The following is a 24,245-nucleotide window of genomic DNA, read 5'->3' as shown; positions in this document are numbered from 1 at the left end:
CCTACGTTATTTCCGGACTTCGTGCCGGTTGAGTGAGCCCACAGGGATGCAACGCGGAGATGCCCCATTACGCTTCGGGACTGGCGATGTCGAGCCGCACGAGTTCCTCGGCCATCGCGCAGGCGGCGCGGCGCGCCTCCTCGCCCGTCGCGAAGGGACCTGGCACCTCGCAACCGTCGAACGGATAGATGAGCTTGCCGTCGGGCTTGCGGCGAACGCGCAGGGAGCCGATATAACTGCCGAGCGCGTTCACCTTCTGTCCGCACACGACGTCGTAATCTTCGGGCCGCAGGCTGCCGGCTTCAATCGGAGGTTTATCCATGTCCGCTCGATCAGAACGACGAAATAAATGAACAGGCAGCGTTGACTCAGAGACTCGACCGGCGCATTCGGGCGATCGCCATCGAGCGCATGTGTAACGTTAGCCATCGTGTTGCTACGGGGGCGGCTTGAGCCACGATCAACATGAACGAGACAGCGCGCGCGGCGGCGATTACCATTGCAGAACGTTTGGCCATTGCGGTTCACCGGAAAGGCGATCGCATCGGGCGCGCTGCCACGCGCATCAGCGCAATCGGCACGCCTGCCCATAGCGATTATTCAGTGGGATCGCGACTTGCTGAACCAATGGGGCCGGGTCGGATATCGCCCGGCAATCCGGCAATTTGCGCAAGGAGGAAGCAGATGAGGATCGAATTTACGAACCGCCGTCACGCCGTGGCGGCTTCGCGTATCGCCTTCGAAGCCCAGGTGGACGATCGGCCCGTATGGTGCAGTGTGTCAATGGACGCGCTGAACGAGCGGTTCAGCAATGACGGTACTTCTTCGCATGCGCTGCTGAGCGCGTTTGAAGCGAACCGGCCCCGGATTGAAAAGGCGGCGCGAAATGCGCTGTCCAAGAACGGCGGGCAGTCGGTCGAGCTCGAAACTAATGACTTTAAGGCGCTAAAGTAGTAGCTGCGCTGGGGCATTGGGGTCGGAGGGCATGGGCATGCTGTGATGTTTTGCTGCCTTTGGGTCTCCCGGCCCCCTTTCCTTCTTTCTCCCTCTTTTAAATGATGGAAGTCTAGGGCGTGGCCTTCTAACTTTAGCTTCGATTTTTCATTTTTCTGTGATTTAACTTATTCAGCATTCCTTTGCATTTCCTTGTTTTCTTGTCGGTCTATTAGCGTCGCCCCTGTGCGGGGCGGCACCTACTTTTCTTTGCCGCGGCAAAGAAAAGTAGGCAAAAGAAAGCCGCTCAAACCGCCAGTGTGACGCAATCCACAACCAGCCTTACGCGGGGAATGGTATAGGAGCATCCGCCACCTCGCACCACCGAACGAAGTGACAAAGGACTCATTCATCCCGCTGCTCGCTCCGCGTGCAGCGGACGGGTCTGCAAGGATAACCCCTGTACTGAAGGCATTTTCGCGAGATCTAGCAAACCTTCGGTTTGCGGTTATGCCCCACGGGGCGCGTAGCGCCCCCGGATGAATGACGGCTTTGTCACTTTGTTTAGTGGTGCGATGAGACGGATGCTCCTATACCTTTCCCCCTAAACGGCGGTTTGTGGACTTCGTCACACTAGCGGTTTGAGCGGCTTTCTTTTGCTTACTTTTCTTTGCCGCGGCAAAGAAAAGTAAGTGCCGCCCCGCACAGGGGCAACGCTAGTAGACCGACAAGAAAACAAGGAAATGCCAAAACAGCAAAAACCCAAGCCGTCCAAATACCCACTAAGATTCTAAAATTGCCCAAAAATCCAACCCCGAACCTCACCAGATGGCCACCACGTCCCCCATCACCCCCACCCACCGCCTGGCGATAGCGTTACTGGTAGCCGGCGTATTCTTCATGGAAAACCTGGACGCAACAGTAATCGGCACTTCGCTCCCCGCGATGGCCCGCGACTTCGCCACAGCGCCAGCGTACCTATCGGTGGGCGTCTCCGCCTACCTCGTAGCGCTCACAGTATTCATCCCCGTAAGCGGCTGGGCCGCCGACCGCTTCGGCGCGCGCCGCATCTTCAGCCTGGCCATCGCCCTATTCACCTTCGCCTCGCTGCTCTGCGCGCTGAGCCAGGGCCTGCTCAGCTTCACGACAGCACGCATCCTGCAAGGCATCGGCGGCTCCATGATGGTGCCGGTAGGCCGCCTCGTCGTGATGCGCGAAACGCCCAAGGAAGGCATCGTTCGCGCCATCGCCATCCTCACCTGGCCCGCGCTGGTCGCGCCGATTCTAGGCCCGCCCGTCGGCGGCTGGATCAGCACGCACTGGACGTGGCACTGGATCTTCCTGCTCAATCTGCCACTAGGCGCCATCGCCTTCATCGCAGCACGCCTGCTGGTGCGCAACGGCACACCCCAGCCGCAACGCTTCGATACCCCCGGCTTCGTGTTGACCGGACTCGGCTTCGGTCTCTTCATGGCAGGCATCGAAGCCGTCAGCCGCGCCGATGTGCCCCGCGCCGTTTCACTCGGCGTGCTAATCAGCGGCATCGTCCTGCTCGCGCTGAGCGTGCGCCATCTTCGCCGCGCGGCGCATCCGCTTTTCGGCCTCGCACCGCTATCGATCCGCACGTTTCGCGTGACAGCGCTCGGCGGATCGCTGTTTCGCACCGCCATCGGCACAGCGCCGTTTCTGCTGCCGCTGATGTTCCAGATCGGCTTCGGCTATAGCGCCGTGCAGGCAGGCGCACTGCTGCTCTGGCTCTTCGCGGGCAATCTCGCGATGAAGCCGGGTACGACGCGCATCATGCATCGCTTCGGTTTTCGCACGGTGCTGTGCGTCAATGGTTTGCTCGTCGCAGCGGGCTTCGCCGCCTGCACGCAGTTGAGCGCAGACACGCCGTATGCGCTCGTGTGCGCGCTGCTGTTCTTCACGGGCATGACGCGCTCGATGCAGTTCACGGCGCTCAATACGATCGGTTTCGCCGATGTGCCGCAGCCGCAAATGCGCGACGCCACCACGCTCTTTTCGGTGATGCAGCAGATGAATGCGGGGATGGGGATTGCCGTCGGCGCGCTGATGCTCTCGCTCGCCGAGCAATGGCACGGCACCGTCTCGGGCCACGCGAGTTCGGCCGACTTTCAGTTGGCGTTCTGGATGATCGCGGCACTGGCGCTGCTCGCCACGATGGATAGTGCGATGCTGCCCGCGAATGCGGGCAGCCGGGTGCTGGTTGCGCAGAAGGCCGAACGGGCGTCCTGAGCCAGCAGGCTCAAGCGCGCTCAGCCCTGCATTACGCTGCCTTCGCCAGTTCCGCGTCGATGGCGGCGACGAGCTTCGGATCGTCAGCAGGCGTGTCGGGCGAGAAGCGCGCGACCACCTGGCCCGTGCGGCTCACGAGAAATTTTTCGAAGTTCCACAGGACGTCCGGCGCCGGATTCGGCTGGATGCCGTAGCCTTCGAGGCGCGCACGGAACGGGCCGTCGCCGGCCGCTTGCGGCTGCGCCTGGGTGAGCGATTGGTAGAGCGGATGCTGGTCGTCGCCCACCACCGAAATCTTCGAGAAAAGCGGAAACTTCACGCCAAACGTGCCGGTGCAGAAGGCCTGGATTTCCGCGTCGCTGCCCGGCTCCTGGCCCTTGAAATTGTTGGCCGGAAACGCCAGCACTTCGAGGCCGTCGGCGCGCTTGCCTTCATAGAGGGCTTCCAGGCCTTCGTATTGCGGCGTCAGCCCGCACTTGGACGCCACGTTCACCACCAGCAGGACTTTGCCCGCGTAGGGGCGCAGCGTGGTTTGCGCGCCGTCGATGGCGTTCACGGGAATGTCGTAAATCGTGCTCATGTCTCTATCCTCTGTCGGGTCGAATCGACTGGTCGCTCAATCGCCTGGTCGATCATTCGGTTAATCAATGAATCCGCTCGCTTATTCGCAGGCCTCGCGCACCCTCAGCAGGGCTGTGCTATCGAGGATCGTGATCTGCCCGTAGCGGATCTCGATCCATCCGCGGTCGGCGAAGGCTCGCAATTCCTTGTTGATGCTCTGCCGCGATACGCCCAGCAGCGCCGCGAGATCGTCCTGCGAAAGCTTCAGGCCAATCTCGACACCGGCATCGACGGGATTGCCGTATCGCTCCGCGAGACTCAGCAGCCGTTCGGCCACGCGCGCGCTGAAATCGGCCAACCGCGAAAAGCGGAAGCGATGATTCAGTTCGCGGTTGCGCGAGCAGATGAGCTCGAAAAAGCCGCGCATCAAAGCGGGCTCACGCTCGAACAGGTCGAGCATGGCCTCGCGCGGGATATGGTACAGGCGTACGGTGCCGCGTGCATAAAGGTCACACAGCGAGCCCTTGCGGTCGAGCGCCGGAATGATGTTGATGACCGAATCGGGCTGGATGTATTCGCCGATCACGCGCGCGCCCGATGCACTCACCCAACTCGCCTCCAGCGCACCCGCCAGCACGATATGGATTTCCTTGCAGTCGGCCTGATACGGCACGACCAGTTCGCCGTGCAGCCAGGTCTTCTCGTAACCCGCATCGACGAGCGTGCCCGCCGCGCCCGCCGACCAGTTCAGCAGACTCGGGTTGGTGAGGAACGCGTTGATGACGCGCTGACGCGTCACCGGGTCGAGCGTGCGCCGCAACAGCGCGTCGTGTGAGGGATAAGCAAGCCCCGCGCGCCGCTCGGGCGACGAAAACCGCTCTGCTAGCCTGGCTATGGCGGCCATGATGCGTTCTCCAGGGATGATGTGTCCGATCCATTTGAGCATCCGATCCCCGCCCGCCCAAACCATGATTTCTTTCTATCCATATCAAGGCCGGCGCGCTAACGGCACGCGCCTTTGGTTCTCTGCTTTCGCGCCACTTGCGCCGCAGGCGCAACTGACGCATCTGAAGCACTCCACGCATCAGGCCAGCGCGAACTCGAAGGCCTGCACGCCGTTTTCCTCGACATAGGTTTCCCAGTGCGCGAGCAACGCCTCGAGTTTCACCGGTTCGGCCTGGGCCAGATCCTGGGTTTCGCCGGGGTCGCGCGCGAGGTCGTAAAGCTGCCAGACGCCCGGCCCCGCCGGTGCGGGAATGAACACGGCCTTCCAGTCGCCCTGGCGCACCGCACGGCGGCCGAACAGTTCCCAGCCCGTCACGTGCGTCGCGTCGTGTACGGCGTCGGCCTCGCCGCGCAAATAAGGCAGCATCGAGTGGCCCTTCACGGCAGCGATCTCGCGGCCGCGCCATTGCGTGCCCGGATGCTCGACGCCCGCGAGATCGAGCACGGTCGGCACGACGTCCATCACGGTCGCGAAGGCATGGCCGACGCCGCGCCGCGCCAGCGCCGCGTGATGCGCGAAGGCCACCACGCGGATGCCGCCTTCGGTCGTGAACGCCTTGTAGAGGCGCGAGGGCGCCGTGGCCGCCTGCGCCCAGCGCGGGCCGTACCAGACGTAGGAGTTGCCGCGCCCGACGTTCGCGAGGCTGTTGTCGTAGTAGTCACGGATAAAGCGTTGCAGGTCCGGCCCGAAGATCGGCAGGGCTTCGAGCAGTGCCCCTTCCGCGCCGTTGTCGGAGAGGAACAGCACGAAGGTGTTGTCGAATTCGCCCGTGGCCTTGAGATGGTCGATCACGCGGCCCACGTTCCAGTCGAGCCGCTCGACCATCGCCGCGTAGACCTCCATCGTGCGCGCCGAGAATGCGCGGGCGTCGGCGGTTAGCGCGTCCCATTCGGGTGTGGGCGCAACGATGGGATGCGCGGCGACCTCGGCGTCGAGCAGGCCCAGCGCTTTTTGCCGCTCCAGGCGTTCGGCGCGCAGCGCGTCGGGGCCCGCGTCGTAGCGGCCACGGTAGTGCTCGACGATCTCCGCCGGAGCCTGCAACGGCCAATGCGGTGCGGAGAAGGGCAAGTAGGCGAAGAACGGCCGGTCATCGCTCGCCTCGCGTTCGCCGAGATACTGGATCAGTTTGTCCGCGAAGGTATCGGAGGAATAGAAGTCCTCGGGCAGGTTGTCCACGTGCAGGCCGTCTTCGACATAGAGCGAGCGCGTCGAGCGCAGCAGACGCGGCTGCTCGTCGTCTTCGCCCACGGGTTCGAAACCGTAGTGGTTCGCGGCTCCCGGCAACAGCGCGAACGAGCGCTCGAAGCCGCGCGCGGACGGTGCGCGATCGAGCGTCAACCCCAGGTGCCACTTGCCCGACATCGCCGTGAAATAGCCTGCGTCGTGCAGCAGTTCAGGAAGCGCCGCTACGCGCTCGTTCAGATAGCCCTCGTAGCCGGGCTTGTCGGCCAGATGCGGCGGCAGGGCTTCGGCCATCGTGCCGATGCCGGCCACGTGATGATCGGTGCCGCTCAGCAGCATCGCGCGCGTCGGGGAACAGGCGGAGGCTGTGTGGAAGTCGGTGAAGCGCACGCCCGCGTTGGCGAGCGCGTCCAGATTCGGCGTGGCGATCTCGCCGCCGAACGCGCCGAGGTCGGAAAAGCCCAGATCGTCGGCGACGATCACGAGAAAGTTGGGCCGCTTGGCGGGCTGCTTGTCTGACTTCGAAGGCATGGTGTGAGTCTCCAGTGAATGTCGATTCGCGAAGGGTTCGGATGAGTTCGGATCGCGCTCAATGACGCGTGCGCCAGCGCGTGACGGAAGCTTCCAGACGGCTGCCCAGCCAGCCGAACAGCGCCCCCAGCGCGCCGATCGTGACCGCCGCCGCCAGCAGACGGTCCATGCGAAAGAGTTGCTGCGCGTCGATCATGAAGGTGCCGAGTCCCACGCCCGAGGGCATCAGATACTCCGCGCCGATCGCGCCGAGCCACGCGTACACGAGCGCGAGCCGCAGCCCGGCGAACACGCCTGGCAGGATCGCGGGCACGATCAGCCAGCGCAGCCGTTGCCAGGCATTCAGGCGCAGCGTGAGCGCCACTTCGACGAGCGCGGGCGGCAAGCCTTCGACCGCGCGACTGGTTGCGAGCACAACGGGAAAGAACGCTGCCAGCGCCACAAAAATCACCTTGGCGAGGTCGCCCAGGCCGGCCCATGCGGTGAGCAAGGGAATCCACGCGAAGATCGCGACCTGGCGCAGGGCGGTGAGGGTCGGGCCGAACGCGCGGCGCACCCACGTCACCGCGCCCAGTGCGATGCCGAACGCGAGCCCCACGAATGCGCCCACGGCCAACCCCGCGCCTGCGCGCGCCAGCGTATGAAGGAGCGGCACGGGCAGCGCGCCGCTGCGCAGATCGTCTAGCGCGCTGCGCAGCACCGCTCCCGGCGCGGGCAAGAGGTTCGCATCGACGACATGCAGACGCGCCACGCCAACCCAGAGCGCAAGCAGCAACGCGGGCAGAAGCGCGCCGCGCATGTAGCGTTGCCAACCGCGCTGAGCGGTGGCGATGTGCGCGCCCGGCGCTTCATGCGGCCAGCGCACAAGCCAGCGGTCGAGCCGCTGCACGCCCTGATCGATCGCGAAACCCGTCAGCCCGATCGTGACGATGCAGACGAACACCACGTCGAGCTGGAACATCTGCCGCCCATAGACCATCAGGTAGCCGATGCCCTCCGACGAAGCCAGCAACTCCACTGCGATCAGCGTGAGCCAGCCCTGCGCGAGCGCCTGGCGCACGCCGGTCAGGAACGCAGGCAGCGCAGCGGGCAACACCAGCAGACGCACGCGCTGCCAGGCGCTCAGACGCAGCACGCCCGCCACTTCGCGCAACCGCCACGCGATGCCGCGCACACCTACTTGCGTGTGGATCGCCACCGGAATCGCGACGGCCTTGAAGATCAGCACGAGCTTGAGCGCTTCGCCGATGCCGAGCACCACCATCAAGAGCGGCAACAGCGCGAGCGGTGGAACCTGGGCGATGGCATAGAACAGCGGCGCGATGAGTTCTTCCACCACCACGCTCGCACCCATCAGTGCGCCGAGCAATGCGCCGCCGAGCGTGCCCAGCACGAAGCCAATCGCCAGCCGCTCCAGGCTGATGAGCAGGTTCGACGCGAGGCCATCACGCAGCAAATCGCGCGCGGTCTCCCAGACGAGTTCCGGCGCGGGAAGAATCTGCGCCGACATCCAGCCCGCATGCGCGGCCTGCCACCAGAGCAGATAGACAAACACGGGCAACGCCCACGGCACCAGCGCGGCCCAGGAGACGACACGACCGCTTGCGCGCAGCCGGTGTGGGACGGTGGCCGGCGCGCTGGCCTGATCGTCGTCGAGAATTGTCGAATTCGCCGTATTGAGCATGTCGGCCTCGCTGCGGATGGATACGGATTGAATCGGTGAATCGTTACGATCAGTACGTGAAGCGCAGCGTCGCGCCCACCATGCGCGGATCGCCTGGCATCGCCGTATAGGTGTTCTGCACGCTCGCGAACGACGCCAGGTAGTAATGCCGGTTGAACACGTTGTGTGCCCAGATCGACAGGTCCCACTTGTGCGCGCCGCTGTTCAGGCGCCAGCCCGTCGCGAGATTTAGAATGCCGTAGCCCGGCAGGCGGCCGTAGCGCGAATCGTCGAGCGTGCCGTACTGGTTCGAGCGCAGCGACCACACGCCGGTCACGTACTGGTCGATATCACCGCCGAGCGAGAACTCGTACTGCGCGCTCAGGTTGGCGATCCAGCGCGGCGCGCCGGAAACGGGCTTGCCCGTGAGGTTGCAGGTGGTCGCGCCCGTGGCGATCGTGATTTCGGCGGCGCACGGTCCGTTCGTGTACGAGCTGTACGTCGCGTTCACGTAGGACGCGTTCAGCCCGAGCGTCAAGCCGCGCCACGGCCGCGCGCGCAGATCGAGTTCCGCGCCGCGCGAGCGCACATTGGCGCCATTGGCGAGCACCTGGCTCACGAGGCCGCTGGATGGCACCGTCACGTAAGTCGTCGCCTGATAGCCGTTGATCTGCGTCCAGAACAGATTGGCGTTGAGCACCAGCCGATGGTCGAGCCATTCGCTCTTGATGCCGAGTTCGGCGTCGTTGGCGCGCTCGGGGCCGAACAGCAGCGAGTTTGCGCCGAGCGTTGGCGCCGATCCCACGGCCATGTTGATGCCGCCCGACTTCTCGCCGTGCGCGAGCGTCGCGTAGGCGAGCACGTCGGAGGTCAGCTTGTAGCTGAAGTTGAGCATCATCGACGGGCTGATGCTGTGCTGGCCGAGTTGCCCCGACTGGTACGCGCCGACCGCCGCGTTGCGCAAGGCCAATAGCGAGCCGCTCAGATCCGCTCCGCCCTCTGGCGCGAGACGGTTCACGTAGCCCGTCTTGTCCTCGTAGGTGCCGCGCACGCCCGCCGTGAGATCGGCGCGCGTATTGATGTGCCAGGTCGCCTGGCCGAACAGCGCCGCGCTGTTTGTTTCGACCGAAGCGGGCGACACCGCCGTCACGCCGTTGAGAATGCCGCGATTCACGCCGTACGTGAACAGGTCCGCATCCGGGCCGAACGCGGTGAACGTGTTCGTGTTGGTCTGCTCGTAGAAGTAGTACGCGCCGACCACCCAGTCGACCGGGCCGCCCGTGGGCGAGGCGAGACGCACCTCCTGAGAGATCTGGTGATCGTCCACGCGCACGCCCGCGTCGGTGGTCGCGGGCACGGGCAGGCCGTCGCCGTCGTTGGTCGGCGAGAAGTCCCAGAAGCGCGCCGCCGTGATCGACGTGAGCGAGTAGCCCGAGGGCAGCTTGTAGTTCACCTCGGTGGAGACGCCGCCCTGATGGACGTTCATGTGCGGCGTGGTGTCGGTATTGACCTGCGATAACGCAGGATTCGTCACCGGCTGCACGCCGAACAGCGCCGCGCGCGACAGATAGGTGCTGCCGGTGGGCACGCCGTACAGCAGCATCGCGCCGGTATTCGAGTTCTGCGTGTTGTAATCGGCGATAAAACGCACGCTCAGATCATTATTAGGCTTCCATAGCAATTGTCCGCGCACGCCATAGTTCGACGTGCCGTTCAACTGGCTGCCGTTATAGAGGTTCGTGACGCTGCCATCGCTATGCGTGTGCTCCAGATCGAGCGTGCCCGCGAGCGTATCCGAAAGCGGCCCGGACAGATGGGCCTTGGTCTGCGCGTAACCGTCGTTGCCGACCGACTGCTCCAGATAGCCCTCGGTATGGAACTGCGGTGGACGCGTGGAGATATTGAGCACGCCCGCCGTGCTGTTTTTGCCGAACAGCGTGCCTTGCGGACCACGCAGCAGATCGACCTGCTGAATATCGAGCAGATCGAACACGGCCATACCGGGGCGGCCCAGATAAACGTTGTCCAGATAGACGCCGACGCTCGGCTCCAGATTGTCGCTGGCCGGATTGTTGCCGATACCGCGAATCGAAATGCTCGACTGGCGCGGGTTGATGAAGGCGACGTTCAGGCTCGGCAAGCTCTGCTGCAAGTCCTGGATGCGATAAAGGCGCTGACGCTCCAGGTCCTGACCGCTCACCGTGGAAATCGGCGCGGGTACTTTCTGCGCGCTTTCCGAGCGACGGCGCGCCGTTACCGTGAACTCCTTCAGTTGCACAGGGTTCTCGCTTTTGGCCTTCGATGATTGAGCGTTTGCGTCCGGATTCGGGTTAGCGTTTATGGTGGTGGCGGCCTGTGAGGCATTGGCATCGTCCTGCGCCCAGGCCTGCGTGGTGGCGAGTACCGCAGCAGCGAGCGTCGTCAAGTGAAACAGCGTGAGGTGGTCCTTCATGTTGTTATAGGTGCCTTTTAATTCGTCTTCGCCGTCTTTTCGACTTCGCCAAACGTCTGGTAGGGTTGCCAACGGCTCGCGAGTTTCGACTGCGCGAGTGCCTGGTTCAGATACGTCGCATCGACCCAGTGATCGACATCGAAGCTCTGGCGGATCATGCCTTGCTGCTTCGCGGTATCGACATCGCGCTTGAACGCGTTGACGAAGTACGGATCGAGCAGCGGCGAGAAAAAGGTGGCGGGATCGCTGTCGCCGATTTCGTTGCGCCACACCGAGGTCGGCGTGCCCGCGCGGGTCTGTTCGAGTTGCAGATACGCGTCCAGATTCTTGCGATCCGACACCCAGTTCGAGGCGTCCAGCACGCTCGACACCACGCGTTGCGTCCAGTCGGGATGCGCGCGCAGGAAGTCGCCCGAGGCCACGAGCCCCGCCTTGAAGGTGCCCACGCCATCGCGGCCACGCGTGCTCACCGGAATCTCGACGAGCCCCTTGTCCTTGAGAATGAAGAGCGAGGACGGCCCCCAGACGGCGTCGATACGATGCGCCGCGATCGCAGCGGCCGCGCTGTTGAGGTCGAGGTTGACGATGCGGAAATCGCGCTCGGTCAGGCCTTCGCTGCGCAGTACGCTGTCGAACGACAGTTGCAGCGCCGTGCCGCGAAAGAGCGCGATCTGCTTGCCCTTGAGGTCCTTGAGATCCTTGATGCCCTGCCCCGGCTGCACCGCCAGATAGCCGTTGACGTCACGCGCCAGCGCCGCGATCAAACGCGTATCGAGCCCGTTCGCGCGACCGATGATGCCGGCCAGATCGCCGAGAAAGGCCAGATCGACCTGATGGTTCGCGAACGCCTCGTTAATGGCCGGGCCCGCGCCTTTGAAGAACGTCCACTGGATGCGCACGCCGTCCTTCAAAAAGGCCTTTTCCAGCGCCTGGTTCGCGTAGAGGACATCGACCACGCCGCCGCCCGCGGGTTTCGAGGCGGCGCCGATATCGGGCACCGCGATGCGGATCACGTTCTGCGCGCGAGCAGTGGGCGAGACCAATGCAAGCAGCGCGCACGCAACGAGGCAAGCGGCAGAAAAGTGTGCAAAAAATCGACGTCCCACGAGAACCCCCACAAAAAGCGCTTCGAATGCAGGCGCCGGCGCCGCCACGCAAGACACGCGGCGGCGCGGCGCGTTTTTCCCCTGTTGCCCCTGTTGCCTTTTTTCGTCAGGCCGCTGCAGCGAGCTTCGGATTTTTTTCCACGCTGCGCGTCACGCTCGTGCGTCCATCGACGCTCACCGGCACGTCGCCCGCCAGCGTCACGCGGCGCACGATACGGCGCGCATCGCCGTAATCGTTCACGGCGTAGTGCTGGGTCGCGCGGTTGTCCCAGATCGCCACGTCGCCCGCTTGCCAGCGCCAGCGCACGATGTTTTCCAGGCGCGTGATATAGCCCTGGAACACTTCGAACAGGTGGTTCGACGCCGAGCCCGGCAGGTCGACAAAGCGCTTGAAGAAGTGACCCAGCACGAGCGTCTTCTCACCGCTTTCCGGGTGCACGCGCACGAGCGGATGCTCGGTTTCATATCGGGTGGACACGAACACTTCGCGATAGCGCTCATAGGCGGCCTTCGCCTGTTCGGTGAGCGCATTGCGCGAATAGCTCGCGGCCGCCGCATAGTCGTAGTCGTTGCTGTGCACGGCCCAGAGTTGCTCGGCCAGCGTCTTGAGCGTGTCCGGCAGATCGTCGTAAGCGGTGGCCGTATTCGCCCACACGGTGTCGCCGCCTACTTCGGGATTGGTCACGCCGCGCAGGATCGAAGCCTTGGGATAGGCATCGACGAAGGTGACGTCGGTATGCCAGGAATTGGCGCGACCGCCATGCAACGAATCGAGCTCGAGCAGATATTCCGTGCCTTCGCGCACCGGCACCGTCGGATGGGCAACCGGATCGCCCAGCAGCTTCGCGAACGACTCCTGCTCCTGATCCGTCAAATGCGTCTGGTCGCGAAAGAAGATGACCTTGTGACGCAGCAGCGCCGCGTTGATCGCGTCCAGCGCGGCCGGTTGCAGATCGCCGGACAGACGCACGCCGCGAATCTCCGCGCCGATGCGGCCCGTGACCGGATGAATGGACAGCTCGCCGTTTTCCACTACGTTGAGTTTCGACATTTCGTTTCTCGCTAAAGAACAGGATTCCTTATGAATAAAAACGGAGAGGCGACTTTCAAAGCCTGCCTTCCACCATCTCTCAGGCCGCGACCGTCAATCTGTACGTTGCGATCGCGACCGTTACGAACATGCTACCGGGACACCGCTGCAATTTCTGTCCACGCCTTGACAGTCCAAAGCACACAATCAGCTATGGGAATGAACGCCATGACCAAGCAGCGCGTGAAGGCGCTCGCGTTCACGTTGAAATGCGGTATCGCTACGATTGCGCGGATACGGCAGGCCGATATCGACGGTCGCGCGCAGCGGGCCCGGGCGCGGCGCCATCACCACCACGCGATCGGCCAGATAGACGGCCTCTTCCACATCGTGCGTGACGAGCAGCATCGTGAGGTCGGCGGCTGCGCGGATGCGCAGCAGTTGATCGTGCATCTGCGATCGTGTCAGCGCATCGAGCGCACTGAACGGCTCGTCGAGCAGCAAAAAGGCCGGCCGCGCGACGATGGCGCGCGCGAGCGCCACGCGTTGCGCCATGCCGCCCGAGAGTTGATGCGGCAGCGCGCGCTCGAAGCCCACGAGCCCGACCAGGGCGATCTGTTCGCTCACGCGCCGGTGAACTTCGAGGCGATCGAGCTGGAAGCGCGCGAGCCCGAGCGCGATGTTCTGCTCGACGCTCAGCCAGGGAAACAGACGCGGGTCCTGGAACACCACGCCCGCTTCGTCGTTGCCGATCTTCGGCACGACGCCGTCGACGAGAATCTGCCCTTCATAGGCATTGTCGAGACCGCATAGCAGGCGCAGCAAGGTGGATTTACCGCAGCCGCTCTCGCCAAGAATCGCGATGAACTCCTGGCGACGGATATCGAGGTCGAGATCGGCGAGAATCTCGCGCGGGACGCCCCCGACCTGAAAGCGTTTGCTCACGCCATGCAGGTGCACGAAGGAATCGAAGGAACCGGGCGCGCCGCCAGACGAGGCGGGCGCCACTGCGGGTGGATTCATGCTGGAGCCTGATTGTGGGGGCCGAGGGCGTCGGCGCGCGGTTGGCGCGGCGACGGCTCATGGCATCCATTATCAAAAAGACTCTGGCGAGTGTCTGTCAACGAATGGTCAGATTACCCGGCGATCTGACGCTTTCGATATTCCAGAACACGGCTTGATTGAAAGGCTTTGGCAAGGCTTGAGGTGGCGCTGTTATCCGCGTGAACTGAGGTGCATCAGGCCGGGGGCGCCACCGATGCGCCCGCAATGCCATGCCGCGCGAGCGCTTGCGCGACAAAACCGGACGCCTTCATCGCCTCGACGAAATCAGCGAGGTACGCCGCCGCCTGCGGGCCACGCGCACGCGCCACGCCCATCGCCTGGCGGATCACCATGAAACGCTCGTCGAGCAGACGCAGGCCGCCCGCTTTCGCGGCATCGGCTTCGAGTTGTTGCTTCACGCCCGCCGCGACTTCCAGCCCTTCATCGAGGAAGGTTTGCACGACGGTCGGCGAGGAAGGCGCGCGCACGATTTGCGCGGCTTTCAGTTCGCGTGTGAGAAAGAGGTCGTAGGCGCTGCCCTTGCCCACTGCCACGCGGTTGTGCGCCTCGTCGACCTGCGCGTTGCTGCGGATGGGCGAATCCTCGCGCACGAGGTAGAAGCCTTCGATCAGCACATACGGTGCGGTGAAGGCAATGGTTTCGCCGCGCTTGGGATCGACGGCGAAGAAGCCAAAATCGGCGTGCCCGTCGCTCACGGCTTCAACGGATTGCGCCGCTGTGTCTAACACCACGAGTTCGAGCGGCACACCCAGGCGCTGCGCGAGCGCGCGGGCCAGGTCGATGGATACACCGAACGGCTCGTGCGTGGCGGCGTCGCGGTTGGCGAGAATCGGATTGCCAAGATTGATGGAGGCGCGCAACGTGCCGGTGGGCGTGAAGGCTTCGATGAGGGTGGGGTCGAGGGGCATGGGAGTTCGTGAGGGTATCAAAGTTCTGAAACACACGTAGACGTTACTTAGCGCGGTCAACGCAACGTACGCAGCGTCGTATAGGTCAATATGGCAGCGGACGACGCACACATAGCAGCCTGATCTTTGACTTCGAGCATATCACCGAGGCAGAGAACGGGCGTATGCGGATGGGATCGGAACGCGAGACGCAATTGCAAGGCTGCTCAAGCCGAGGACATTTGTAGATCGCCGCCAATCAAGTGGACTGCGTTGCGTCTGCAGTCTTTCGTCATGAGACTTGCCAGAGGTCAAGAAAATGAGGCAACCCTCAGACTCCTCTTATTGATCGCCTCACTGCATCTCGCCACAGTGCCCAGACTCATCGTCGCACTCGCGCGCGACGGCATTCCGCAGCAATAACGACCAAAACAAAGGAGCTGGCTTCATGCATTGCCCGTCTTGCGTTATCCGCCTCGTTGTCCATCTGTGTGACTGCCAGCCGGGAGGCCACCCGGCATGAGGAACGAGGACATTTACGGCGCATGGTGGCCCAGCGCGCTGAAGCGCACCATGACCGTGATCGGGCCCGCGCTGCTCGAACAGGCGGACGGCGAACCGGTTTTTCTGCTGAGCGCCATCAAGGGCGAGGAGCGGCTTTCGACGGTCTGCCATTACGACCTGCTGCTGACCACCGCCCTGGACATGCACGACGTGGACGCAGCCGCCATCGACATGAAGGCGCTCATTGGCACGGAACTGACCGTCACGATTCAACTGGAGGGCATGGGCACCCTGATCGGCGCGAGGAACATCGGTGCGGGCACGCGCGAGATCTCGGGCATCGTGACCGAGGCGCGCTACCTGCGACCCCTGAACCGCCAGCACCAGTATGCGGTGGTCATCCAGCCGTGGATTGCCCTGCTCGGGAAGACGACCGATTACCGGATTTTCCAGGGCAAAACCGTCATCGACATCGTGCAGGAAGTGCTCCATGGGCTGATCTACTCCTACGAATTCCGCACCGACGGCATTTACGAACTGCTCGACTATGTGGTTCAGTACAACGAGACATCGCTCGCGTTCATCCAGCGCATGCTGGCCGAGCACGGCATTGTCTGGTATGTCGAGCACAGCGACACCTTTCACCGCATCGTCCTTGTGGACCACCTGGGCGGTTACGGGCCGGTCGCGAGTACGGCGTACCACACGCTCGAATACCACGAGCCCGACCTGAAGATCGACCGCGAATACATCGACCGGTTTGAACCGGTCGAGCGCCTGACAACGGGCGTCTACACCACCGACGAATACCACTTCAAGAAGCCGCGCGCCGATCTCGCTTCGCACAACGATTTGCAGCAGGACACGGCGCATAGTGACCTCGTGAAGCGCGAGTGGCCTGGCAACTACACCGAGCTCACCGACGGCGAGGACATTGCGCGCCTGCGCATGGAAGCGCTGCGTGCGCCCGGCGAGCGCGCCATCGGCCACGGCAACCTGCGCAACGTGGTGTGCGGTACGACCTTCACGCTGGCGAACCACCCGAGGCCCGAGGCCAACCGCGAACACCTGGTGCTGTGGACGGAAATCGACTTCGAGGAAACCGCCGAGGCTACCGGCGGAGATGCCCAGTACCGCTTCGAGGTGAGCTTCGAGGTCCAGCCCGCCACGGTCCAGTTTCGCCCTGACCGTAACCAGTGGCCGAGACCCCGTATCAGCGGTCCGCAGACGGCGATGGTGACTGGCGCCGAGGGCCATGAACTATGGACCGACCAGTACGCGCGCGTGAAACTGGCCTTCCACTGGGACCATGCCGGTCCAAAGGACCAGAATTCCTCGTGCTGGATTCGCGTCTCGTATCCGTGGGCGGGATCGAACTACGGCGGCATCCACATTCCGCGCATCGGCTCGGAAGTCATTGTCGATTTCGAGAACGGCGATCCGGCGCGACCCATCGTCACCGGGCGCGTCTATAACGCCGCGACCATGCCGCCGTGGACGCTGCCTGACAACGCGACGCAGAGCGGCATCCTCACGCGTTCGTCCATGGGCGGCGGCTACGGCAATGCCAATGCGATCCGCTTCGAGGACAAGTCGGGCCAGGAACAGGTCTGGATCCAGGCGGAGCGCAACCTGGATAGCGTAATCGAGTACGACGAGACGCACACGGTGGGCCACGACCGCACCAAGAGCATCGGGCGCGACGAGACGGACCACATCTGGCGGAACTGGCGGCTGAACACGGACGGCTGGAAGTGGGAGAACGTCGCGCTGGCAGCAGCGCAAAACGTGGGCCTGTTCCAGATGCTCAACATCGGTGGGGCGCATGTCGTGAGCGTGGGCGGTCTGTACGCGCGCCAGGTGGCCTTGCAGATGGCGAGCACCGTGGGCATGAACCGCCATGACCGCGTGGCACAGGACTGGTCCTCGGACGTGGGCCACACGTACACGCTGACCGTGCGCGGAAAGGCGGTGGGCGACGCGGTGCAGAAGGATCTCGACAATCCCATCGAGGCGACACCGTTCTTCGTGCCGCAACTGCCCGCGCCGGTGTCGAGCGCGGAGAACAACCAGCTCCGGATTGCGGACACGGGCGAGGCGCACCTGTCGGGCGCGAAGCTAGTGGAACTGATTGGTCCCGGGGGCAGGGTCAGCATCGACGATGCAGGCGTCACGATCAATGCCACAGCCATCTTCCTGAAAGCCCCGGTCATCAGCATGAGCGGCGGGAGTGCGGGTGGGCTTGCGCCGGTGACGGAGGCGACCTGCGCCGAATGTGCGAAACGCCAGACGACGCCGCACCCGGTGGACGTAGCGACCGGCCAGAAGGTGCTGGCCCATGAAGACTTCCGCCTGCCTGGCCGCATGGCGATCCACTGGAGCCGCAGTTACCGCAGCGAAGACCAGCGTGCGGGTGCCCTGGGCGTCGCCTGGCGTCTGCCGTACTCGACGGAACTCCGCCGTGATGAAGCGCAACTGACCTACTACGATGCAGACGGGAGACGCCTGAACTTCCCGCTACTTGAATCTGGCCAGCAACACTTCCACCCCATCGAGAAATACACGCTCGTGCGCGGGCAGGACATGGGTTCGTGGGCCACGTATGCCGTGCAGTTTGGCAATGGCATGCAGGAGCACTACGCGATCCACCCGACTGACGATGCGCGCTGGCAGCTCCAGCGCGTGAGCGACCGAGACGGCAACGTGCTGTACCTGGGCTATACGCCCCAGGGCTGGCTCAACGCGGTGCGCAATAACGTCCACACGGTGCGCTGCGAGCTGGACGGCGTGGGGCGCATTACTGCCGTAAGGCTCGACGCCCATGGTCACCCACTGCTCGCTCAGTACGCCTACGACGGGAACGGCGATCTGGTTGAGGCCACCGACCGCGCGGGGCACACCTGGCGTTACCAGTACCGCCAGCACCTGCTCACGGGCTATGTGACACCCTCGGGCGCGGTCCATATGTCGGAGTGGGACGGCGACACGCCGCAGGCGCGCGTGACACGCACGTTCGCGTATGTGGACGACGCGGCCGCGAAACAGGGCCAGCGCACCATCACGCGCGAGACGCGTTTCGCGTACCAGAGCGCCAGCCAAACGACGCGGGTCACGGACGGCCTGGGGCGCACCATCGAATACCACTACAACGGCCTGTGGGCCGTGGACCGCATTTTGTATCCGGACGGCAGCACGCGCCTGACGCACTTCGATCAAACCGGCAGCGTGAGCGGCACCACCGACGAGCTGGGCCGCGTCACGCAGCGGGTCAACGACGCACGCGGCAATCCGGTGGCCGTCATTGATGCGGCGGGCAACGTCACGCGCCTGAGCTACAACGACCTGAACCTGCCGGTGCAGATCACCGACCCGGCGGGCCAGGTCTGGCAGCGCGCCTATGACGAAGCGGGGCACCTCACGACCGAAACCGATCCGCTCGGCAACACGACCACCTACACCTACGACAAGGCGCTGCCGGTTACGCGCACGGATGCGCTGGGTAATGTCACGTCGATGCAGTGGAACGACGCCGGGCAGTTCGTGGCGCGCACCGACTGCTCGGGCCACACAACACAGTTCGCCTACGACGCAGAGGGCCGCCTTATTACGACCACCGACCCGCTGGGCAATGAAAGCTGGCAGAGCTGGGACATGGCGCGCGACCGGCTCGACAGCGTGACGCCGGCCGGCCTGGGGGCATGGAGCGTAGGCTATGACGAGGCGGGCCGTGTCGTGACCCATACGGACCCGCTCCAGCGCGTCACGCGTACGCAGTGGGACGCGTATGACCAGCGCCTGGGCGTAACGGATCCGGCGGGTGGCACGAACGGCTACGGCTACGATGCGCTTGGCCGCCTGACGGTGCTGACCAATGCCAACGGAGAACAGACCACCTTCGAGTACGACAGCCGGGACCGCCTGATTGCCCAGACAGGCTTCGACGGGCGGCGGCAGACGTACCGCTACAGCGCGGCGGGCGAAGTGATTGCGCGCACGGACCACGGCACGGACGGCCAGATCACGACCGATATCGCCTATGACGCGCTCAGCCGCCCCATCGAACGGCGTTCGAGCGACGGCAGCCACGCGAGCTACCGCTACGATGCGCGCGGGCTGCTCACGCAGGCGCAGGCGGGCGGGCGCGGCGAAACGCCCAGCCAGATCACGTTCGAATACGACGCGGCGGGACGACGCACAAGCGAAACGCAGGCGCATCACGGCAAGGTCTGGCGACTGACGCACGAGCTGGACGCGTTGGGCCATCGCAGCAGCACGCACCTGCCCGATGCCGGGACACTCACCTGGCAGCGCTACGGGGCGGGGCACATCCACGGGGTGCTGTTCAACGGCGAAGTGCTGGCGGCATTCGAGCGCGATGCGCTTCACCGCGAAACGTTGCGCATGCAGGGGCCGGTGGCCCACGCCTTCAGCTACAGCGCGGCGGGACTGCTGGCGACGCATCAATGGCAGGGACTGGACAACCGCGGCCATGCTGCTGAAGCGGCAAAGGTCTGGCGAAGCTGGGAGCATGACTGCGCGGGGCAGATCACGGCGCTGCACGATGCGATGCGCGACAGCCGTAGCTACCAGTACGATCCGGCGTCGCGTCTGAGCGCGGTGAATGCGGGGCGTGCGAGTGAAACCTTTGCTTATGACCCGGCAGGCAACCTGCTGGCGGTGGGGCAACGCAAGTTGACGCATTACGGCATCGCGCGCGGCGACCGGCTGCTGGCGCTCGTCACGCCGGAATACGCCGTCGAACAAACACCGCAGTACGCCTACGACGGTCACGGCAACCGGATTGCCGTGACGATTCCTGAGGCCGTGCAGCCCGCCGCGCCGCAGGCTTCGACTTCACGCTACCGCTACGACGGCGCGCACCAGCTCCGGGGCATCGAGCACGCGAACGGCGGCACCAGTCGCTACGAATACGACGCGCTAGGACGGCGCACAGCGAAACACCATACGGATGCGAATGGGCGGACCGCAACGACGCTATTCGTGTGGGACGGCGACTGGATGGCTCAGGAGATTCGCACGGGCAACGCGAATCCGATTACGTACGTTTCCCACCCGGATCACGCCGGGCCACTCGCGAAGCTCGCCGGCGTGAAGGCGTACCACTACGCCACCGACCACCTGGGCACGCCGCAGGAGGTCTACGACGAGAAGCGACAGATCGTTTGGGCCGCCGATCTGAGCGCCTATGGCAAGACACGCGGCTACCTGAAACACGAGATCGACAATCCGATCCGCTTACCGGGTCAATACTTTGATACGGAAAGCGGGCTGCACTACAACCGCTTCCGGTACTACGATCCGCAATCGGGGCGGTATGTCAATCAGGATCCGATTGGGCTGAAAGGTGGAGTGAATTTCTATCAGTATGCCGAATCCGCACCTACGCACTACGTTGATTCGCAAGGTCTGGCTTCATGCTCATATAGCATCGCGGGGGGCCGACTGCGCTGCACCCCAAGTGATCCACAGCATGCGCCAGTGGATATTCCCGTTGCCTCCGGAAACAACGGCGCTGGGATGCAGTGCAAAAATAATCCACAATGTATTAGTAACGCCAATCGCGGACCGATCCCGACAGGACACTGGAGGTGGAATATCAATGGACCTGGAGCGTCGAACAGTAAGCCGAACGGCCGGAGGCTTGTGCCGCAGCCCGGAACGACAACCTATGGTCGAGGTGGATTCTTGACCCATAGTTGCCTTAATGCTTTTGGGCCGTCTCTCGGGCCGCAGTTCTGTTCGGAGGGTTGCGTCACCGGATCATCTTCAAATATGCAAACACTCAACTCTCTTCTTGACGCCGAACCGGATAGCACGCTGGAGGTTACACCGTGAATTACGTGAATATTCCAATTCGAGTCATAGTTTACATAATTCTCGGCTCAATCTCCTTTATTTCTAGCGCGAAGGTAGTGCGCGAGCCAAATCGAGATGAACGGGAAATAGCAATGGCAGAGAGTGCACTATTTTGGTCTAGGGTTGCTACCGTTAGTGAATATGGAAGACGAGCTTGCGAAACAAACGAACTTGCGTGCAGCGATGATCGGGCTGAGTTGGGGTTGGCGCTTATTGGTGGAAAAAAATCCATTGCATCCATTCACGCGTTGGTATTTGCATCGCGATATCGCATGGATGGCGCACTATCAGAAAATTACGTCTGCTACATTCTCTCAAAAGGCAGAATAATTTACTCCGAATTAAAATTCATGAATACGACGAATTTGGAAAAAAAATGTCTCAGTGAATTTGATGCAAGAAAGAAAAGCAATCAACGTCTCTTTGATGGTGTCCCGTCGAATCAAATTTGTAGCTCGTCAAAGGAAATTTCAGAATTGAGGACTGCATTGATTCAGGGACTAGAGTCCGGTGAGAGATGCAATGACGGTGACTTCTAACCCTAACGCCTGGTACGCTACGATGCCAACTCCCGCCGCCTGCGTCACGATTGGCGGTATACCTGCCGATCGCATGGACGATAGGTGACGTGCGCCACGCATACTGCCCGCGGTCTGGAAAACGCCCGTCATCGGCTTTTCGGCAGCCCATCGAACCGCTTCTTCATAAAGATCCGGCTATGACCAGGCGGATAAGCCTCGATTATTCCGAACGCCTCGTAGCCGAGCTTTTCATAAAAGCCGCGCGCTTGAAAACTGAACGTATCGAGCCACGCGGCCATACATCCGCGTCGGCGCGCTTCCTCTTCGGCCAGGGTCACGAACCGCGCGCCCAGCCCACTCCCGCGTAAGGTTTCGGGCACGAAAAGCAGATCGATATGGAGTTGCGTAAAAGCCGTATCGGCCCACAAGCCGCCAACGATCTCGCTTGATTCAGGGTCTTTCAGCAGCAGCGCAAGCGGGCGGTAATCGACAGGCTGCTCCGCCGCACGCGCATTGAAAGTCGTCAGCGGCTGGCTGATGGCTTTGCGCATCTGAAGGCCGGGCGTTTCGGGCATGACAATGACAGGATGCAAGGCGGGCTCCGTTCTGGTTCGGCAACGCCCCACTCTATCGGCCTGGGTTCGCGCGAGGCAAGCATGACGCGCCGCGGCCCTCCTTGCCCCGCTGTTCAGGCCGACTCGCCGTCGTGGGCCGCGTCATGCTTCGGGCGGCGCACCGCGCGAATCTTGCCGCTATTGCCGCCGCCACAGAAAAAGCGCCCGCCGCCATCCGATTCGAGCCCCGAAACGGCCGTGCCCGGCGGCATCTCCAGACGCTCCAGCACGGTGCCCGTTTGAGGGTCGATGCGGCGCAGGTCGCTCTCGTCGCCCTCCCAGGTGCCGTGCCACAACTCGCCGTCCACCCAGGTCACGCCCGTCACAAAGCGGCTCGATTCGATCGTGCGCAGGATCGCGCCCGTCTGCGGGTCGATCTGATGAATCTTGCGCGCGCGGTACTCGCCCACCCAGAGCGTGCCTTCGGCCCACGCGAGGCCCGAATCGCCGCCGTTGCCTGGTGCGGGAATCGTGGCGATCACGCGGCCTGTCTGCGGGTCGATTTTCTGGATCTGCGCCTCGGCAATCTGGAACAGGTGCTGGCCGTCGAAGGCGGTGCCGGCATGCGCGGGGACGTCGATCGCGCGTTGCGTCTCGCCGCTTTGCGGGTCGAGCGAGGCGAGCTTGTTACCGGCCGCGAACCACACGCGGCTACCGTCCCAGGTGACGCCGCCCACCTGTTCGACGCCTTCGAAAGGGCCGTATTCGCGCAGGATCGTGGCCGTGGAATGCTTCATCGTGGGCTCCTTGCCGGTCGGTTCAGACGCTGGTTCTGATGTGGTTCAAGCGCTGGTTCATACGCTCATCCTGCTCGCCTGGCAGCGGCGCAGGGAGTAACAAGGCCGTCGCGAATCCGGGCAGCGGCGGCATGGTCCAGCGCCGCGCGCGCCCCACGCCCACCGGCTGCACCTTGCAGGCCGCCGCCAGCACGTCGAGCGCACGCTGCACGGTGCGCTGACTCGCGCCCAGTGCGAGCGCGAGCGCGGAACTCGACCACGCCTCGCCATCGGCAAGGAGGGCCAGCACAGCGGCGTACGGCTCTTCGACCGGCCGCGCCAGCACGACCACCTCAGTCGCTGCGCGCGGGACGAGCGTGAATCCTTGCGGCGTCGCGCGAATGGCGGCGATGCCGTCGAGCAGCGCACGCAAGCGTCCGATCTCGACTCGCAGGCGCACCCGATGCGTTTCGTCCGCATGCTTCATGCGAAAGGCTCGCTCGATCAGCACGTCGCGCGACACGTCGGCGGGCCACGCTTCGGCCAGCGCGCGGGCCAGCACGAACAGCACGGGCCGGCGAGCGAGCGGCACGACCGTAGCAACTTCACGCACGGCATAGCGGCAGGCGTCGATCACGAGCGCGTCCGAAGCCAGCAGCGCCTCTACGTCGCCGAGTAGCAGAGGCCGCGCCTCGCCACGCGCGATGAGCCGGGCGGCAGGCGCGTCGAGCAGTTGCGCCGCGCGCGCGACTTCGGCCGCCAGCGGCGCGATGCCGGCAAGACGCACGGCACGCGCGGCCTCGGCCAGCGCGGCGCGGGCCCCCTGCGGACGGATGCTGCGCATCGCGATACCCGCTGCGATCAATTCGTGAGACGCCCTGAGCGCGGGCGGCAGCGGCGTGGGGTCGATGTCGGCGAGTCGTTGCTGCGCTTCGTCGAGACGCCCGATCAGCAGTAAGCGCCGAATCGCCAGATGACGCGCGTGCGCGGCATTGAGCGTATCGCCGTGCGCGTCGAGCGTTTGCCGCGCTGCATCGAGCACGTGTGCCGGCCAGCCGAGGTCGCGCATGGCCAGCGCGATTTCAGCCTCGGCGACGATGCAGCGCGCGCGGGCCACGGCCTCGCGCGTGCCGAATGCGCGTGCGGCGCGGCGCAGCAGCGATTTCGCGCGCTCCAGGTCGCCCAGTTGGGCCATCGCGATGCCGCGCAGCGCCAGTGCGGGCGCGTCGTCGCGCAAGGCGACGCGGTTCAGCGCGCCGAGCGCGTCACCGGCGGCCAGCGCGCGCGCCGCGGCGGTAATCAGCGAGTCCATGCGTGGCCCAATCCCGACACACTTGTCAC

The 24,245-nt window shown here is 63.9% G+C and carries 17 protein-coding genes and 1 pseudogene; 5 read left to right on the top strand and 13 right to left on the bottom strand.

The window, feature by feature from the left end:
• Positions 1 to 67: 67 nt before the first annotated feature.
• Complete coding sequence (locus tag U5782_RS37085) at positions 68 to 322, bottom strand: DUF6723 family protein (RefSeq protein ID WP_322048829.1); 255 nt, start codon at positions 320 to 322, stop codon at positions 68 to 70.
• 362 nt (positions 323 to 684) lie between these two features.
• On the opposite strand from U5782_RS37085, the gene U5782_RS37080 reads away from it, so the two are divergent.
• Together U5782_RS37080 and U5782_RS37075 are read left to right on the top strand one after the other, a co-directional pair.
• Entirely contained in the window at positions 685 to 954 is a 270-nt protein-coding gene (locus U5782_RS37080) for a DUF1488 domain-containing protein (protein WP_322048858.1), read from the top strand.
• A gap of 807 nt (positions 955 to 1,761) precedes the next feature.
• Positions 1,762 to 3,189, top strand: coding sequence for a DHA2 family efflux MFS transporter permease subunit (locus U5782_RS37075; RefSeq protein ID WP_322048828.1), 1,428 nt, complete (start codon positions 1,762 to 1,764; stop codon positions 3,187 to 3,189).
• Between the two features lie 31 nt (positions 3,190 to 3,220).
• Here the strand turns inward: U5782_RS37075 and U5782_RS37070 are convergent, their stop codons facing one another.
• From U5782_RS37070 to U5782_RS37030, 9 genes are all read right to left on the bottom strand, one after another.
• Positions 3,221 to 3,769 carry a glutathione peroxidase gene (locus U5782_RS37070; RefSeq protein WP_322048827.1) on the bottom strand — a complete coding sequence of 183 codons (549 nt, stop codon included), beginning with the start codon at positions 3,767 to 3,769 and terminating at the stop codon, positions 3,221 to 3,223.
• 81 nt (positions 3,770 to 3,850) lie between these two features.
• Positions 3,851 to 4,654, bottom strand: a complete 804-nt coding sequence (locus tag U5782_RS37065; RefSeq protein WP_322048826.1) for a Crp/Fnr family transcriptional regulator — start codon at positions 4,652 to 4,654, stop codon at positions 3,851 to 3,853.
• Positions 4,655 to 4,834: 180 nt separating this feature from the next.
• Positions 4,835 to 6,469, bottom strand: a complete 1,635-nt coding sequence (locus tag U5782_RS37060) for an arylsulfatase (RefSeq protein ID WP_322048825.1) — start codon at positions 6,467 to 6,469, stop codon at positions 4,835 to 4,837.
• Between the two features lie 58 nt (positions 6,470 to 6,527).
• Positions 6,528 to 8,153, bottom strand: coding sequence for an ABC transporter permease (locus U5782_RS37055; RefSeq protein WP_322048824.1), 1,626 nt, complete (start codon positions 8,151 to 8,153; stop codon positions 6,528 to 6,530).
• Between the two features lie 49 nt (positions 8,154 to 8,202).
• Positions 8,203 to 10,584, bottom strand: a complete 2,382-nt coding sequence (locus U5782_RS37050) for a TonB-dependent receptor (RefSeq protein ID WP_322048823.1) — start codon at positions 10,582 to 10,584, stop codon at positions 8,203 to 8,205.
• A gap of 17 nt (positions 10,585 to 10,601) precedes the next feature.
• On the bottom strand, positions 10,602 to 11,690 hold the full coding sequence (locus U5782_RS37045; RefSeq protein WP_322048822.1) for an ABC transporter substrate-binding protein: 1,089 nt from the start codon (positions 11,688 to 11,690) through the stop codon (positions 10,602 to 10,604).
• 106 nt (positions 11,691 to 11,796) lie between these two features.
• Positions 11,797 to 12,741: a TauD/TfdA family dioxygenase gene (locus U5782_RS37040; RefSeq protein ID WP_322048821.1), complete on the bottom strand. Its 945-nt coding sequence runs from the start codon at positions 12,739 to 12,741 to the stop codon at positions 11,797 to 11,799.
• A gap of 186 nt (positions 12,742 to 12,927) precedes the next feature.
• Positions 12,928 to 13,743 (bottom strand): ABC transporter ATP-binding protein, encoded by an 816-nt coding sequence (locus U5782_RS37035; RefSeq protein WP_322048820.1) that lies wholly within the window; start codon positions 13,741 to 13,743, stop codon positions 12,928 to 12,930.
• Between the two features lie 215 nt (positions 13,744 to 13,958).
• On the bottom strand, positions 13,959 to 14,693 hold the full coding sequence (locus U5782_RS37030) for an ABC transporter substrate-binding protein (RefSeq protein WP_322048819.1): 735 nt from the start codon (positions 14,691 to 14,693) through the stop codon (positions 13,959 to 13,961).
• Between the two features lie 498 nt (positions 14,694 to 15,191).
• On the opposite strand from U5782_RS37030, the pseudogene tssI reads away from it, so the two are divergent.
• From tssI to U5782_RS37020, 3 genes and pseudogenes are all read left to right on the top strand, one after another.
• Positions 15,192 to 17,678 (top strand): annotated as a pseudogene (gene tssI / locus U5782_RS41730) (type VI secretion system tip protein TssI/VgrG); the annotation flags it as partial.
• A gap of 2,607 nt (positions 17,679 to 20,285) precedes the next feature.
• The gene (locus tag U5782_RS41725; RefSeq protein ID WP_415914480.1) at positions 20,286 to 21,032 is read left to right on the top strand and encodes an RHS repeat domain-containing protein; all 747 of its coding nucleotides are present in this window, start codon (positions 20,286 to 20,288) and stop codon (positions 21,030 to 21,032) included.
• On the top strand, positions 21,029 to 21,592 hold the full coding sequence (locus U5782_RS37020; RefSeq protein ID WP_322048817.1) for an Imm57 family immunity protein: 564 nt from the start codon (positions 21,029 to 21,031) through the stop codon (positions 21,590 to 21,592). Before U5782_RS41725 ends, U5782_RS37020 begins: the two co-directional genes overlap by 4 nt.
• A gap of 128 nt (positions 21,593 to 21,720) precedes the next feature.
• Here U5782_RS37020 and U5782_RS37015 read toward each other — a convergent pair whose 3' ends face one another.
• From U5782_RS37015 to U5782_RS37005, 3 genes are all read right to left on the bottom strand, one after another.
• Positions 21,721 to 22,167, bottom strand: a complete 447-nt coding sequence (locus U5782_RS37015; protein WP_322048816.1) for a GNAT family N-acetyltransferase — start codon at positions 22,165 to 22,167, stop codon at positions 21,721 to 21,723.
• A gap of 95 nt (positions 22,168 to 22,262) precedes the next feature.
• Positions 22,263 to 22,925: a DUF6923 family protein gene (locus U5782_RS37010; protein WP_322048815.1), complete on the bottom strand. Its 663-nt coding sequence runs from the start codon at positions 22,923 to 22,925 to the stop codon at positions 22,263 to 22,265.
• Positions 22,926 to 22,947: 22 nt separating this feature from the next.
• Positions 22,948 to 24,216 (bottom strand): helix-turn-helix domain-containing protein, encoded by a 1,269-nt coding sequence (locus tag U5782_RS37005; RefSeq protein ID WP_322048814.1) that lies wholly within the window; start codon positions 24,214 to 24,216, stop codon positions 22,948 to 22,950.
• Between the last annotated feature and the right edge of the window lie 29 nt (positions 24,217 to 24,245).

The organism is Paraburkholderia sp. J67, assembly GCF_905220265.1.
Taxonomy (GTDB): Bacteria; Pseudomonadota; Gammaproteobacteria; order Burkholderiales; family Burkholderiaceae; genus Paraburkholderia.
Note: the sequence above shows the minus strand (reverse complement) of the source record. Positions and strands in the feature narration are given on the sequence as shown.